Origin of the sequence: Xenorhabdus ishibashii, from assembly GCF_002632755.1 — a bacterium.
Classification (GTDB): Bacteria; Pseudomonadota; Gammaproteobacteria; order Enterobacterales; family Enterobacteriaceae; genus Xenorhabdus; species Xenorhabdus ishibashii.
In genome coordinates this window covers 2,712,222-2,728,041 of the sequence record NZ_NJAK01000001.1, presented here as the reverse complement: position 1 = coordinate 2,728,041, position 15,820 = coordinate 2,712,222, and the positions used below count along the sequence as shown (strand labels likewise).

At 45.3% G+C, this 15,820-nt stretch carries 15 protein-coding genes; 3 read left to right on the top strand and 12 right to left on the bottom strand.

Annotated elements, in window-relative coordinates; translation table 11 throughout:
- The first annotated feature begins 91 nt into the window (after positions 1 to 91).
- Positions 92 to 607, top strand: a complete 516-nt coding sequence (locus Xish_RS13030) for a sigma-70 family RNA polymerase sigma factor (RefSeq protein WP_099118209.1) — start codon at positions 92 to 94, stop codon at positions 605 to 607.
- Between the two features lie 95 nt (positions 608 to 702).
- Here Xish_RS13030 and nqrM read toward each other — a convergent pair whose 3' ends face one another.
- The 10 genes from nqrM to lpcA form a co-directional block, all read right to left on the bottom strand.
- On the bottom strand, positions 703 to 876 hold the full coding sequence (nqrM, locus tag Xish_RS13025; RefSeq protein WP_167383288.1) for a (Na+)-NQR maturation NqrM: 174 nt from the start codon (positions 874 to 876) through the stop codon (positions 703 to 705).
- Positions 877 to 943: 67 nt separating this feature from the next.
- Positions 944 to 1,927 carry an FAD:protein FMN transferase gene (locus Xish_RS13020; RefSeq protein ID WP_425275031.1) on the bottom strand — a complete coding sequence of 328 codons (984 nt, stop codon included), beginning with the start codon at positions 1,925 to 1,927 and terminating at the stop codon, positions 944 to 946.
- Positions 1,928 to 2,088: 161 nt separating this feature from the next.
- Positions 2,089 to 3,315: an NADH:ubiquinone reductase (Na(+)-transporting) subunit F gene (nqrF, locus tag Xish_RS13015; RefSeq protein WP_099118207.1), complete on the bottom strand. Its 1,227-nt coding sequence runs from the start codon at positions 3,313 to 3,315 to the stop codon at positions 2,089 to 2,091.
- Positions 3,316 to 3,330: 15 nt separating this feature from the next.
- Positions 3,331 to 3,927, bottom strand: coding sequence for an NADH:ubiquinone reductase (Na(+)-transporting) subunit E (nqrE, locus tag Xish_RS13010; protein WP_086107962.1), 597 nt, complete (start codon positions 3,925 to 3,927; stop codon positions 3,331 to 3,333).
- Positions 3,928 to 3,935: 8 nt separating this feature from the next.
- Entirely contained in the window at positions 3,936 to 4,565 is a 630-nt protein-coding gene (locus tag Xish_RS13005; RefSeq protein ID WP_074023613.1) for an NADH:ubiquinone reductase (Na(+)-transporting) subunit D, read from the bottom strand.
- Positions 4,558 to 5,352: a Na(+)-translocating NADH-quinone reductase subunit C gene (locus Xish_RS13000; protein WP_099118206.1), complete on the bottom strand. Its 795-nt coding sequence runs from the start codon at positions 5,350 to 5,352 to the stop codon at positions 4,558 to 4,560. Before Xish_RS13000 ends, Xish_RS13005 begins: the two co-directional genes overlap by 8 nt.
- Complete coding sequence (locus Xish_RS12995) at positions 5,345 to 6,583, bottom strand: NADH:ubiquinone reductase (Na(+)-transporting) subunit B (protein WP_099118205.1); 1,239 nt, start codon at positions 6,581 to 6,583, stop codon at positions 5,345 to 5,347. The genes Xish_RS13000 and Xish_RS12995 overlap by 8 nt, the downstream gene beginning before the upstream one ends.
- A 3-nt stretch (positions 6,584 to 6,586) precedes the next feature.
- Positions 6,587 to 7,930 (bottom strand): Na(+)-translocating NADH-quinone reductase subunit A, encoded by a 1,344-nt coding sequence (locus Xish_RS12990; protein ID WP_099118204.1) that lies wholly within the window; start codon positions 7,928 to 7,930, stop codon positions 6,587 to 6,589.
- 482 nt (positions 7,931 to 8,412) lie between these two features.
- Positions 8,413 to 9,180 carry a class II glutamine amidotransferase gene (locus Xish_RS12985; protein ID WP_099118203.1) on the bottom strand — a complete coding sequence of 256 codons (768 nt, stop codon included), beginning with the start codon at positions 9,178 to 9,180 and terminating at the stop codon, positions 8,413 to 8,415.
- Positions 9,181 to 9,227: 47 nt separating this feature from the next.
- Entirely contained in the window at positions 9,228 to 9,809 is a 582-nt protein-coding gene (lpcA, locus tag Xish_RS12980) for a D-sedoheptulose 7-phosphate isomerase (protein ID WP_074020173.1), read from the bottom strand.
- A 253-nt stretch (positions 9,810 to 10,062) separates the two neighbouring features.
- Here lpcA and fadE point away from each other — a divergent pair, with 253 nt between their 5' ends.
- A complete protein-coding gene (fadE, locus tag Xish_RS12975) occupies positions 10,063 to 12,510 on the top strand; it encodes an acyl-CoA dehydrogenase FadE (protein WP_099118202.1) in 2,448 nt (815 codons plus the stop codon).
- Positions 12,511 to 12,578: 68 nt separating this feature from the next.
- Here the strand turns inward: fadE and lysA are convergent, their stop codons facing one another.
- Complete coding sequence (gene lysA, locus Xish_RS12970) at positions 12,579 to 13,856, bottom strand: diaminopimelate decarboxylase (RefSeq protein ID WP_099118201.1); 1,278 nt, start codon at positions 13,854 to 13,856, stop codon at positions 12,579 to 12,581.
- Between the two features lie 132 nt (positions 13,857 to 13,988).
- Between lysA and Xish_RS12965 the strand changes: the two genes are divergently transcribed.
- Entirely contained in the window at positions 13,989 to 14,918 is a 930-nt protein-coding gene (locus tag Xish_RS12965; protein ID WP_099118200.1) for a LysR family transcriptional regulator, read from the top strand.
- Here Xish_RS12965 and Xish_RS12960 read toward each other — a convergent pair.
- Positions 14,901 to 15,815 carry a LysR family transcriptional regulator gene (locus Xish_RS12960; protein WP_099118199.1) on the bottom strand — a complete coding sequence of 305 codons (915 nt, stop codon included), beginning with the start codon at positions 15,813 to 15,815 and terminating at the stop codon, positions 14,901 to 14,903. The genes Xish_RS12965 and Xish_RS12960 overlap by 18 nt on opposite strands.
- Between the last annotated feature and the right edge of the window lie 5 nt (positions 15,816 to 15,820).

Below are 15,820 nucleotides of genomic sequence, written 5' to 3'. Positions count from 1 at the left end.
GAGGGTTAGGTTTCCAAACGCTGCATTGACTTCCTCTCATCAAATACAAATAATAACCATTATCAGTTATATCCTATCAGGCAATATCATTATGGCGGTGCAAAAAAGCACATTTAAGCACAATCAAATCACCCAGAAACTCTATACCGATTACCATCATTGGTTATGCAACTGGATCAGACAAAACAGTGCTTATCCCAATCAGGCTGAAGATCTCGTTCATGAGGTCTTCATCAAATTGATGCAATCTTCGGATCTGGAAAATATCCGCCAGCCAAGAGCTTTTTTAATGACAATAGCACGCAGAACCCTCTCCAATTACTGGCGCAGGAAAAAACTGGAAGACAATTATCTGGACTATGTCAGTGAACAACCTGAAATCTCAGCCAATTCTTCTGAGAATCAACTTATGCTGTTAGAACAGTTAGAAAAGATAGATAAGACTCTGGATGAACTTCCGGCAAAGGTTCGGCAGACATTTCTACTCACTCAACTCCAAGGCTTGCGTTATAAAGAAGTTGCGGAAAATTTGGGTATCTCAATAAGCTCAGTGAAAAATTATTTGCAGCAAGCCCACAAGGAATGCCACCTTTTTAATACACATTGAACAGTCATCCCTGAACAAACAACAAAAAACCCCGCTGTTTATCTGGCAGCAGGGCATTTTTTCTAACAACAAAGTTGCTTGACGGTAAAAAAATATTAAAGAATACGATGCTTCTCCAACTGTGCTTGACGGGCAGTTTCCCTCGCCATGCGTTTTTTACGAGCATCGCAAGGTTCAGGACAATCACACACTTTTTCTACGCCGATGCTTCCCAAGCCACCACAGCTTCCTTGAATGCTTTTGCGCTTAAAAATATAGCCTAACGCCATGCCAGCAAAAGCCAGCAAGAAAAAGATAAAAGTGGCAATAAAGACTTCCACCGCCTTTCCTCCTTTCTTATTTCTTCTGTAAGTATGCCTTCTTAAAGGCGGTATTATAACGCTCTTCAAAACCGTCTTTGGTTTTAACAATCATAAAGACCGGAATATTCAGCTTCTCAGCCACTTCCATGCCCTTCTCTGGTCCGAGTACATCTAAGCCTGTAGAAAAGCCATCAGCGCTCATACAAGTCGGTGCTATCACGGTAATTGAAACCAAATTATGTGTTATCGGCCTGCCGGTTTGCGGATTAATGGTGTGAGAGTAGCGCACGCCATTCTGTTCAAAATAGTTGCGGTAATCACCTGAGGTTGCCACAGACATATTACCTGGTTCAATGATCTCCTGAGCATTTTGAGCCATGCCACTATCCGATGGTTTTTCAATCGCTATCCGCCACGGGTTTCCTTTGCCATTGTTGCCCGATGTGCGAACTTCCCCCCCAATATCAACCATGTAATTTTTGATGTGATGAGATCCCAGATACTCAGCGACAACATCAACACCATAACCTTTGGCGATGGAAGAGAGGTCAACATACAATTCAGGAATGGATTTAATTAAGTTATTACCTTCAACAGACAAATTATCGATCCCCGTCCAGGCTCGGCGAGTTTTTAATTCTTCATCCGTCGGCGCTTTGGTAATACGCCCTTCTGGCCCAAATCCCCACAGGTTTACCAGTGGACCAACCGTAACGTCCAGTGCACCTTCTGTCAGCTTATTGATCCGAATAGCTTCTTTGACCACTTTCGCCGTAGCGGCAGATACTGGAAAAGGCTTGTTCACTTCACGGCTTTGATTAAAACGACTCAATTCAGAATTTGGTCGATAAGTGGACATCTGATCGTTGACTTCTTCCAGCAGACGATCAATCTCTTTTTGCAAGTTTTCGGGGGCAGGTGCAGACGAGTCAGCAACATATTTAACGGAGTAATAAGTCCCCATCGTCTGCCCATTCAGGTTTTGCTGTTCTGAGCCACCACATGCCACCAGCATCATGGTCGTAAACAGCAATGCCACCCAGTTGATCATTTTTTTATTCAGCATAACTTACTCTTTCTGGCTTATTTTGGCTCTTTCTGAATCGTCAGCGCCCACATTTTGTGGGCGCTTGTCGTTAAATCATGTTAGCTGCAACCCCAAATTTATTGGGTATACCATCAGCCACCGAAATCATCCAGCATGATATTTTCATCTTCTACGCCAAGGTCTTTCAGCATTTTAATCACCGCAGCGTTCATGACCGGAGGCCCACACATATAGAATTCACAGTCTTCGGGTGCCGGATGATCTTTCAGGTAGTTTTCATACAGGACATTGTGGATAAAGCCGGTATAACCATCCCAATTATCTTCCGGCAGAGCATCTGACAGTGCCACATGCCATGTGAAGTTCTCATTTTCTGCTGCCAATTGATCAAAATCTTCGGTATAAAACATTTCACGCTTAGAACGCGCACCATACCAGAAAGAGATCTTACGCTTAGAGCTTAACCGCTTAAGCTGGTCGAAGATATGAGAACGCATTGGCGCCATACCCGCGCCACCACCGATAAAGATCATTTCTGCATCAGTATCTTTCGCGAAGAATTCACCAAATGGGCCAGAGATCGTTACCTTATCACCTGATTTCAGCGACCAAATATAAGAAGACATAATACCCGGAGCAACATCTGGGTTTCTTGGTGGTGGTGTTGCAATACGCACGTTCAGCATGATAATGCCGTGCTCTTCTGGATAGTTCGCCATTGAATACGCACGAATCGTTGGTTCTTTGACTTCAGAGACATAACGGAACAGATTAAATTTATCCCAATCTTCGCGATATTCCTCAGGGACATCATAATCAGCATAACGGGCGACATGGGGAGGGCATTCTATCTGAATGTAACCACCAGCACGGAATGGAACCACTTCCCCGTCAGGAATTTTTAGCTTCAATTCTTTAATGAAAGTGGCCTTGTTATCGTTGGAGATAACTTCACACTCCCATTTCTTAACACCAAAGATTTCTTCTGGCAGTTCGATTTTCAGGTCTTGTTTAACATTGACCTGACATGCCAAACGACAACCTTCTTTAGCTTCACGTTTGTTGATGTGGGAAAGTTCCGTTGGCAGGATATCACCGCCACCTTCCCTGATTTTCACGCGGCACTGACCACAGGAGCCACCACCACCACACGCAGAGGAAACGAAAATTCCCTGGTTGGAAAGCATACTCAACAACTTGTCACCGGCGGGAGCAGAGAAACTTTTATCCTCATCGCCATTGATTTCAACTTTAATATCCCCAGTGTTCACTAACTTAGATTTTGCGAACAAAATCATTGCTGTCAGTACCAACACAATCAGGGTAAACATGACTACGCCTAGAATGATTATATCCATGAATTCTTCTCGCCTTTATAGCTGCACACCGGAGAAGGACATAAAGCCCAATGCCATCAAACCAGTGGTGACAAAGGTGATCCCCAATCCTTTCAGACCTGCCGGAACATCCGCATATTTCATTTTTTCACGGATAGCAGCCATCAGAACAATTGCCAGCATCCAGCCCATACCTGAACCGAAACCGTATACGATGGACTCCCCGAAGTTATAGTCACGCTGTGCCATAAATGAAACACCACCGAAAATCGCACAGTTCACTGTAATCAACGGCAGGAAAATGCCCAACGCGTTATAAAGTGCCGGAACATAACGGTCTAATATCATTTCCAGAATTTGTACCAGTGCAGCAATTACCCCGATAAAAGTAATGAAATTCAGGAAACTCAAATCCACCCCATCCATCAGTGCCCCGTCACGGAGTACCAGATTGTAGACGAGGTTATTGGCAGGCACGGAAATTCCCAATACAACTGTTACAGCCACACCAAGGCCAAAGGCCGTCTTAACATTCTTTGATACCGCCAAAAACGTACACATACCGAGAAAGAAAGATAACGCCATATTCTCGATAAAGACGGCGCGGACAAACAAACTAATATAATGTTCCATTTTGTTTGTTACTCCTTCTCAACCTGCGCAGGTTTCAGAGTCCGCAAACCCCAAATCAACATGCCAATAATGAAGAATGCACTCGGTGCCAGCAGGAATAAGCCATTCGGCTGATACCAACCGCCATTCTTGACAGATTCCAGCACCGTAACACCGAACAATTTTCCTGAACCAAACAGTTCACGCAGGAAACCAACCAGCAACAGGATGACGCCATAGCCCAAACCGTTACCGATACCATCCATAAAACTTTCAACGGGTGGTGCTTTCATGGCATAGGCTTCAGCACGTCCCATAACAATACAGTTCGTGATGATAAGACCAACAAACACCGATAACTGTTTGGAAATTTCGTAGGCATAAGCCCGCAAGATCTGGTCTACGACGATAACCAGAGATGCAATAATCGCCATCTGTACGATGATCCGCACACTGCCAGGGATGTAGTTACGAATTAATGAAATGAAAAAGCTGGAAAACGCTGTTACCAGCGTAACTGCAAGGGTCATGACTAACGCAGTTTCCAATTTGGTGGTAACAGCCAGCGCTGAACACACACCCAAAACCTGCAATGCAATTGGGTTATTATCAAACAGAGGCCCAAGCAGGACGCGTTTTATTTCTTTACTATCAGCCATCTTTCAAGGCTCCCTCACGTACTTTTTTCAGGAACGGGCCAAAGCCGTTATCACCCAGCCAGAAATCAAACATGTGCTGAACACCGTTAGAAGTCAGGGTTGCTCCAGACAGCCCATCTACACCGTAAGGGTTATCACCTGCACCGCCACGGACTATCTTAAGTGCCGGAATACCTTGCGGGTTATAGAGTTTTTTACCTACCCACTGCTTGCGCCATTGTGGGTTATCAACCTCACCTCCCAAACCTGGGGTTTCACCATGAGAGTAGTAAGTAATGCCGTGGGATGTGACACCATCGATATCAATGGAGATAAAGGCATACATCATTGACCACAGGCCAGAACCATATATTGGCAGAACCAGTTCCGTCGTTTTGCCATTTTCATCTTTAACCAGATAAATTTCTGCCATATTGGCACGGCGGCGGATCTTCGCCAGATCCTGCTCAGGTAACAAAGCAATACTGGTTTCGTCACTGCGCAGGGCATTATTCAGGTCAAAGTTGCCACGGCTTTTTGCCAACGTTGCAGTTTTCAAATCAAGCAACTCAGGCTGAATACGGCTGCTATAGATTTCTTTAATTTCTGCCGTTGTCATGCCAGGTTTTAGCAAACCAGCCACATCCAAAATATTACGCTGCTTATCCAGCAGCTTCTGCTCCTGTTGCTGCGCTTTCAAACCTACGGCTGAACCAGCAACTACAATCGAACATACAAGGCACAACACAAAAACAACGAGGAATGTTCTGCCGATGCTGTCATTATTTTTTGGTTTATCATTAGCCACGGGCTTTTCTCCGCTTAATATTGGCCTGTACGACCAGATAATCGAACAGTGGCGCGAACAGATTAGCGAACAAAATCGCCAACATCATTCCTTCCGGATAGGCGGGGTTTACGACTCGGATCAAAATACACATCGCACCGATCAGAATACCGTATGCCCATTTCCCCTTATCCGTAAACGCTGCGGATACAGGATCAGTCGCCATAAAGATCATACCGAAAGCAAAGCCCCCCAGCACCATATGCCAGTACCACGGCATAGCGAACATTGGGTTAGTACTAGAACCAATGGTATTAAACAGGTAAGACGTTGCAATCATACCGATCATCACACCAGCAACGATGCGCCATGAAGCGATACGCGCGAACAGGATGATGGCACCACCGATGAAAATCATCAGCGTAGAGACTTCACCAATTGAGCCAGGAATGTTACCAATAAAAGCGTCCATCCAGGTGGTTGGTTGACCGGTAATAGTATTTATCAGGCCATGACTACCCGCTGTAGCCCATTGGGACAAAGGTGTTGCCCCTGAGAAACCATCAGCCGCAGTCCAAACCAAATCACCTGAGATTTGGGCGGGATAAGCAAAAAACAGGAAAGCACGTCCCGCCAAAGCAGGGTTGAGGAAGTTACGTCCCGTACCACCAAAGATTTCTTTCGCAATGACTACGCCAAAAGTAATCCCTAAAGCCGCCTGCCACAATGGCAGTGTTGGTGGAACAATCAATGCAAACAGAATGGAGCTGACGAAAAAGCCTTCGTTAATCTCATGCTTGCGGATAATGGCAAACAAAACTTCCCAGAAGCCACCCACGACAAAGACAACCGCATAAATTGGCAGGAAGTAGCTTGCTCCCAACAGCATTTTACTGCCCCACCCCGCATCCGGTGTTAATGACGCACCAAGATACTGAGCAAGTGCATAATGCCAGTCAGAAGCCAGAATCTGCTGTAAGGCATCGCCATTGTATAAATGAGTCAGAGCAGGTATTGCCTGATTCCCGACATTATACATGCCCCAAAACATTGCGGGAAAAACAGACAGCCACACCAGGATCATCATACGCTTGAGATCGATGGCATCACGGACATGGGCACGGCCTTTCGTCACTGTGCCCGGCGTATAGAAAACGGTGCTCACTGCCTCATAGAGAGGATAATACTTTTCCAGTTTGCCACCGGCCTCAAAGTGGTGCTCTACTTTTTCAAATAAATTTTTCAGGCCCATGAATTACCCTTCCAACTCAATCTTAGCCAGCACTTCACGCAGTACTGGACCGTACTCATATTTGCCGGGGCAAACATAGGTACACAATGCCAAATCTTCTTCATCCAGCTCCAGACAACCCAGCGCCTGAGCGCTATCAGAATCACCAGCAAGCAAGTCACGCAGTAGGTGAGTTGCCATAATATCCAGTGGCATGACACGCTCATAGTTGCCAATTGGCACCATGGAACGTTCCCCGCCGTTTGTCGTGGTTGAGAAAGCAAAACGTTTCTTTTTCAGGAAGTGACCGATGGTGGTGCGGGTGATAGAGAATTTATTAATGCCTGGCGCGATCCAGCCGAACAGCTCTTTTTCCCGCCCTTCTGCAAGCACAGAAACTAACGAATGGAAACGGCCGAGATAATGGCGAACATCATCTGATTGTATACCGCACAATACGGAACCAGAAATAATACGGTTTTCACCCTCTTTCAACTGATTTTGCGTCAATTCCAGCAAATCAGCCCCCAACCGAGTACGTACTAAGCGCGGTGATTTAACCTGTGGACCTGCCAGAGACACCACACGATCAGTATAAAGCTCACCTGTAGTAAACAGCTTACCGATAGCAATAACATCCTGATAACCCAGATGCCAAACCGTTTTTTGGGCACTAACAGGTTCAATGAAGTGAATATGCGTACCCACCAAACCGGCAGGGTGTGGACCCGCAAATTGGTTATAGGTGATTTGAGTGTTATTTCTCACTGTTGGAATATTTCCAGCGCTGTGGCAAACGTGGATTTTTCCCTCTGTCAATGTTGACAGAACATTCAGGCCATCAACAAAAGCCTCTTCCTGAGTTGCAATAACGACTAGTGGGTCAGCAGCCAATGGCTGGGTGTCCATTGCTGTGACAAAGATTGCCTTTGGTGTGGAACCGGGGACAGGGGTACGGCTGAAAGGACGTGTACGCAACGCTGTCCACAATCCTGATGTAAGCAGGTTTTTCTCTACTTGTTCACGACTCAGGCCAGTAAGTTCAGCACGCTCGTAGCGTTCAAATGTGACTTTCTCATCGCCACTCACTTCAATAACAACGGATTGCAAAACACGACGTTCACCACGCCCGATGGTGACAACTTTCCCGCTCGCGGGACTCGTGAAAACAACACCTGGATTCTTCTTATCTTCAAAAAGAATTTGCCCTTTTTTGACATGCTCACCTTCCTTAACCAGCATAGAAGGACGCATTCCAACATATTCTTCACCCAGTAAAGCAACATGGCGAATTGCTGGACCATCTTCTATAACTTGGGCAGGCGCTCCTGCTATCGGGAGGTCGAGTCCTTTTTTAATTTTAATCATAAGATTTGCACAAGTTTATCAGTTAAATCATATACTACAGACTACCTTGCGGTATTCCCGTGAGGTAATGCAGCGACTCTAGTAATACAAAAAACCTTGAGCAATATATGTCTCAAGTTATTCACTCCGATAATCGTTACAAAGTTTCTCTTAATTTTCACCGGCGTAATTCTAACATCTCCCCCACTGACTGTCTGACTAATCAAGTGACTTAGTTCAAGCAAATAAGAATAATTTCTCTGCTAAACCGTCAATTGCTCGATAAAGGCGAGTGTTTCTATCACTTTTCCCTACGTCATGGCAATTTTCAATCAAAAAGTAACTTCACAAGGGCAGAGAGTTTGATAAATCAAAAAGATATTCTGGCAGGAATCTAATGGAAGCTGCACCAAAATAATATTCCTGCCACAGTGAGCGTAATAGGCGGGCGATATGTTGTTAACGTAAAACCTGAAAACCGGTCGCCCTTTTGGAGCAGCGTATCAAACTACTCTCTCTCCAAGATGAAACAGTACGTAATTACCCGATTCAATACGGTGCCAAACCTCATTACCGGTTAAAGGTTGGGTAGCTATCACTGACACGACATCCCCAGACTGAGTGTGCTGCTGAAAATCAATTTCAACATCCTGATCAAGCAACTTAGCCCTGCCGAAAGGAGCACGACGCGTAATCCAATGCAGTTGAGTTGAACAGTAAGCCATAACAAACTGCCCATCTGACAACAGCATATTGAAAACACCTTTTTCCCTCAGTTGATCAGCCAAAGAAGCAATAAATTTAAACACCGCAGGCCAATTGGCAGGCCGTTTAGGATATTTCAACGATAATTGATGTAATATCCAGCAAAACGCCCATTCACTGTCCGTTTCACCCACCGGCCGGTAATTTCCCGTTTTCAGTTTATGGTGTCCCTTAAGTTGACCATTATGGGCATAAGTCCAATACCTTCCCCACAGTTCACGGGTAAACGGGTGAGTATTGGCCAAGGAAACATTACCGCTGTTTGCCTGACGAATATGGGCCACAATGACTTCTGATTTGATCGGATAGCCCTGTACAAATTGAGCTACAGGGGAATGACAACTAGATTGGTGATCTTTAAACGTTCTGTACCCCAATCCCTCATAGAAGGTGATCCCCCAACCGTCCTTATGCGGACCGGTATGCCCACCACGTTGAATTAGACCACTCAGACTAAAAACGATATCTGTTGGCACGTTGGCATTCATGCCAAGTAATTCACACATTGCCTACCCCTAGCCTACTCCCAACGCCGATTACTGACGAACAGCAATCAGGCTTTTACCATTTCTTTTTCAATCAATTGAATCAAGATATGAATCACTTTGATGTGAATTTCCTGAATACGATCTGCATAACCAAAATGTGGTACTCGAATCTCAACATCTGCCGTGCCTGCCATTTTTCCGCCATCTTTACCAGTCAGCGTAATGACTTTCATCCCTTTAGCGCGGGCGGCTTCAACGGCTTTAATAATGTTGCCAGAGTTTCCTGAAGTCGAAATGCCTAGCAGCACATCACCTTTCTGGCCGACAGCTTCAACATAACGGGAAAATACATAATCATAACCAAAGTCATTGCTCACGCAGGATAAGTGACTAGGGTCAGAAATCGCAATGGCCGGATATCCCGGACGGTTTTCACGGTAGCGGCCGGTCAATTCTTCCGCAAAATGCATGGCATCACAATGCGAGCCACCATTACCACAGGAAAGTACTTTTCCTCCTGCCTTAAATGAATCAGCCAGCAAAACCGCCGCTTTTTGAATGGCATCAATATTTGCATCATCATTGAGGAAGTTAGCCAACGTATCTGCGGCTTCGGATAATTCACTGCGGATCAGTTCTTGATACATGTAATTCATACTCCTGAAAAGTCTTCGGGATTAATAATGTCAGTCAACAAGTGTAACGGATTCCCCTATTTGAAAGAAGATATCATCACATCTTGCAAGAATTATCGTTTGCAAAACTAACACGACTTTGTGAGCCAGATTGTAATTAAGATGTAAATATATTGATAAATGCATTTTCCTCATCTAAAAAAGAAGGACACCATAACAGGTCAGACCTCTGACAACTCAACCTGAGATTTACAGGAGTTTTACTATGACCGCTTTCAGCATTATCTTATTTTTAGTCTTGATTGGCGGGCTTTGTTATCACAAAGTCAGCCTGACTCTCAGTAGCTTACTGCTTGTTGCCTATACGTTCGTTATGGGTATCACTGGCCTTTGGAGTTACTGGCTGCTGCTACCACTCGTCATCGTCCTATTTCCTCTTGTGTTTACACCTGTACGTATATCTTTATTCTCTGCGCCTGGCCTAAAAGCCTTCCGTAAGGTTATGCCAAGCATGTCCAAAACAGAGAAAGAAGCCATTGATGCAGGCACTACATGGTGGGAGGGAGATCTATTCCGTGGTAATCCTGACTGGCAAAAACTGCATAACTATCCAAAGCCGCAGTTAACGGCTGAAGAACAAGCTTTTATTGATGGTCCGGTAGAAGAAGCCTGCCGCATGGCAAATGATTTCCAAATCACCCACGAATTGGCTGATTTACCACCAGAGCTTTGGGCATACCTGAAAGAACACCGTTTCTTTGCCATGATCATCAAGAAAGAATATGGTGGCCTGGAATTTTCCGCTTACGCTCAATCTCAGGTATTGCAAAAACTGGCCGGCGTATCAGGTATTCTGGCAATTACTGTTGGCGTACCTAACTCCTTGGGGCCAGGTGAATTGCTGCAACACTACGGCACAGATGAACAGAAAAAACGTTACTTGCCGGGTCTTGCCCGTGGTGAAGAAATTCCCTGCTTCGCCTTGACCAGCCCGGAAGCCGGCTCAGATGCCGGAGCTATCCCTGATACCGGTGTGGTCTGTATGGGTGAATGGCAAGGTGAACAAGTTCTTGGCATGCGCCTGAATTGGAATAAACGTTACATTACCCTTGCCCCTATCGCTACCGTGCTGGGACTGGCATTTAAGCTGTATGACCCTGACCATCTGCTGGGCGATACTGAATCACTGGGAATTACCTGTGCTTTGATCCCAACCAATACACCAGGCGTAGAAATTGGTCACCGCCATTTCCCGCTGAATATCCCATTCCAGAATGGTCCAACCCGTGGCAAAGATATTTTCGTTCCTATCGACTACATCATTGGTGGGACGAAAATGGCAGGCCAGGGCTGGCGTATGCTGGTTGAATGTCTGTCTGTTGGTCGTGGTATTACTCTGCCATCCAACGCAACAGGGGGGTTGAAAAGTGCAGCTATGGCAATTGGTGCTTATTCCTATATTCGCCGTCAATTCAAGCTACCCATTGGTAAAATGGAAGGTATCGAAGAGCCACTGGCACGTATCGCGGGTAACGCTTATTTGATGGATGCGGCCGCAACCATGATCACCAGCGGTATCATGTTGGGCGAAAAACCTTCAGTTCTGTCTGCTATCGTGAAATACCATTGTACACATAGAGGTCAACGTTCTTTTATTGACGCTATGGATATCGCTGGTGGTAAAGGCATCTGTCTTGGGCCATCTAACTTCCTTGCCCGTGGCTATCAGGGTTCCCCCATTGCTATCACCGTTGAAGGGGCGAATATCCTGACCCGTAGTATGATTATCTTTGGTCAGGGTGCAATCCGTTGCCATCCTTATGTATTGGCTGAAATCGCCGCAGCAGAAAGCAACAATGTGAAACACTTTGACAAGGCTTTGTTTGGTCACTTAGGTCATATTGCCAGCAACACGCTGCGCAGCCTGTGGTTGGGTATTACCAAAGGCAGAACAAGCCGTTCACCAGTCAATGATGCTACTCGCCGTTACTACCAACAGATCAATCGCCTAAGTGCCAACCTTGCCCTGCTCTCTGATGTTTCAATGGGGGTGTTAGGTGGCAGCCTGAAACGCCGTGAGCGCATGTCAGCGCGTCTGGGGGACATTCTGAGCCAAATCTTCCTGGCTTCTGCCGCTTTGAAACGCTATGAAGATGAAGGACGCCAGAAAGAAGATTTACCCTTGCTCCAATGGGCAGTAGCAGATAGCCTGAATCAAGCTGAACAGGCCATGAATGATTTGCTGCGCAATTTCCCTAACCGTCTGGTTGCAGGTTTAATGCGGGTAATTATCTTCCCATTGGGACGCGCACATACCGCTCCATCCGACAAATTGGATCACAAACTGGCTCAGATATTACAGACTCCTTCCGCAACCCGCAGCCGGATTGGACGTGGGCAATATCTGACACCCAGTGAACACAACCCTCACGGATTACTGGAGGAAGCGTTGCACGATATCATCGCTGCAGAGCCAATCCATGTTCGCCTAAGCCGCGAAGCCGGCAAAAACCTGAGCTTCACCCGTCTGGATAAATTGGCTGAACAAGCATTGGCAGAGCACAAGATCACTCAGGAAGAAGCCGATATCCTGAAGCGCGCTGAAAACAGTCGACTGCGTTCAATCAATGTTGATGAGTTTGAGCCGGATGCATTTGCTGTCCCCTATTCGGCAAAAAAGTCTGAAAGTCAGCGTCAAAATAAAGCTGCCTGATGCTGACCAAAAAACCTGATTAATGCAAATATGGGATAAGAAACGGGGCACTAACGCCTCGTTTTTATTTAAATGGATTCTAGAGATAACAGCTCTTCAATTGTCTGACGACGACGAATCAGGCGAACTTCTTCCCCAGTAAACAAAATTTCAGGGATCAAAGGACGGCTATTATAATTTGAAGACATAGAAGCACCGTAAGCACCGGTAGCGTGAAAAAGCAGATAATCCCCGACGTTAACATGAGGCAACATACGTGACACAACCTCCCCGCCTTCCAATTGAGTAAACACATCACCAGATTCACATAGCGGCCCCGCGACGATAGTTTCTAACAATGTCGTTTCTAACGATGTGGTTTCCGGTAGCGCATTTACCGGCAACACAGAAATAGGGTGATAACTGCCATACATCGCCGGACGCATTAAGTCATTAAAACCAGCATCCACTAGCACATAGTGTCGATTACCCATAGACTTAACCGCCCGTACTTCCGCCATCAAGATCCCTGATTCAGCAACCAAAAAACGGCCAGGTTCAATTTCCAGCCCAACATGATGCCCCAGATGCTGCTCAATACGTTGACGAGCCTCATGCCACAAGCTGTAATAATGTTCAGTATCGACTGACTCTTCACCATCCTTATAAGGAATAGATAAGCCACCGCCTGCGGAAATGGCTTGAATATCCTCCCCGCACAGCATGACCTGTTCCACCATAGCATTACAGACATTGGAAAGATGCTGATAATCCACCCCTGAACCAATGTGCATATGCAGCCCCACTAATTTCAAACCATATTGATGAATTTTTGCAATTGCCAGAGGGAGATCCTGAAACCAGATCCCATGTTTACTATTTTCGCCGCCGGTATTCGTCTTTTGGCTATGCCCATGCCCAAATCCGGGGTTGATGCGTAACCACACCGGATGACCAGACTGACGTTCACCAATTTGTGCCAACATATCAATAGAACCAACATTGACCGGAATATCCAGTTCAATAACACGCGACAATGTTGCTTCATCAATCACATCCGCCGTGAACACAATCTCTGATTTATCACGGCCAGGTATAAAACCGGCATAAAGTGCTCGCTCAATTTCACCTAATGACACCGCATCAACTTTCACCCCCTGCTCTCTCATCAAGCGTAAAATATGGGTATTGGAACACGCTTTCTGTGCGAACCGAATGACGTCAAATAGTTTTAATTTTTTGATTTGTTTGATAATGCTATCGCCATCATAAAGCCACAATGGTGTTCCGTACTGAATTGGCAAACGGAGTAGATTGTCAGGGGTAAAATGTTTCCCTGAGCCATGAGTAAAAGTCGATATAGTCATTGAAGTACCCCATAAAATCAGCAGATCCTTCATTATTGACAAGAATAAAGCAGGAAGAAAAATATCTATTTAGCCACATTCTATTCATTTATGATATCGTTATGTCTATTTTTCACTCACAGAGACTAAGGCATGCACTCCTGCTCATGGCGACACATTGAAATTTTTCATGCTGTAATGACCACTAAGAACCTGACTGATGCGGCATTATTACTGAAAACATCCCAGCCAACCGTCAGCCGTGAACTGGCTCGCCTTGAACAATTATTAAAATTTAAATTGTTTGATCGAATCAAAGGACGCCTGTTTCCCACTGCACAAGGATTACGGCTATTTGAAGAAGTTCAGCGCTCTTATTATGGACTGGAAAGAATCATCAACGCGGCTGACAGTATCCGGCAATTTGAACAGGCGCAATTGTCCATCGCTTGTCTGCCAATGTTTTCGCAGTCTCTACTGCCAAAAACCTGTTACAGCTTTATCGAACGCTATCCTGAAGCCAAACTGACCATCATTCCGCAAGAGTCCCCCCTATTGGAAGAGTGGCTTTCAGCACAGCGCTATGATATTGGTTTAACCGAACATTTACAGACACCGGCAGGTACTGAGCGAGAAACGTTGATAACTTTAAATGAAGTTTGTGTTTTACCCATTGATCACCCGCTCGGTCAAAAATCACTACTCACGCCAACAGATTTTCACAATCAAAAATTTATCAGCCTTTCGATCACAGACAGTTACAGACAGCTTATTGATACCCTCTTTACTGAGCATCAAATCAATCGCAAGATGGTAATGGAAACCCATAGCGCAGCCTCTATTTGTGCCATGGTTAACGAAGGCATTGGCATATCCATCGTCAATCCACTAACTGCATTGGATTATTTAAATAACAACGCAAAAATTTGTATTCGGCCATTCAGTATCGACATTCCATTCACAGTCAGTTTAATCAAGCCCATACATCGACCATCTTCAGAACCCGTTGAAGCTTTCATTACCCATTTAAAACAGCAGGTTGCACTATTTCCCGAAAAATTGACACTAGCGTTTCAACATTAATTGCTGCCAATGAAGTGATGTGGCAAACCAATCCACCAGAAAATCCAGCAGTACCCGCAAAGGCGCTGGCATATTCTGGCGGCTGGTATAAATGCCATAGATCCCCATTGCTTGAGGTTGGTAATCAGGCAACAACTCAACTAACTGCCCTGACATCAAATAAGAGGAAACTGAATAGTAAGGCTGCATTGCAATTCCTGCTCCCTGCAAAGCCGCCTCCATTAATACGGTCGATTCATTGGCACTTAACGTACCGCTGACGGGGATGGAATAGTGCTCATGCTGTTTTTCAAATACCCATAAACTTTTGCCAAAAAAGTTATAGGTCAGGCAGTTATGTGATGTTAAATCCGCAGGATTATGGGGAATAGATTTTTCCGCTAAATAAGAAGGTGCAGCACAAACAACGGAATGGCAAGTCGATAATGGACGAGCAATCAGATTTGGTTCCAGATTATTGGTAATACGGATCGCCAAATCAATACGTTCTTCTATCAAATTGACAACTTTATTATTCATTTGCAAATTGACAGCAATATGTGGATACATTCGCATAAATTCAGGAATAGCAACTGCCAACGCACTGATAGCCAACGATTGGGAACAGCTCACACGCAATAATCCTCGCAAGGTTTGTGCCTCCAACGCTTGTTGTACAGGCATTTCTTCTACTAATTCCATTAACTTAAGGCTGCGTTGATAAGCACTCTCACCCGCCGAAGTGAGGCCAATTTTGCGCGTTGTACGGTGTAATAAGCGAACTCCCGCCCACTTTTCCATCTCAGCCAAATATCGCGATACCATCGCCCTCGACATATCCAACCGTTCTGCTGCTGCGATTAGGCTACCTTGCTCAACAATCGTAACAAACACCTGTGCTGCGGTGATCCTATCCATTTCGT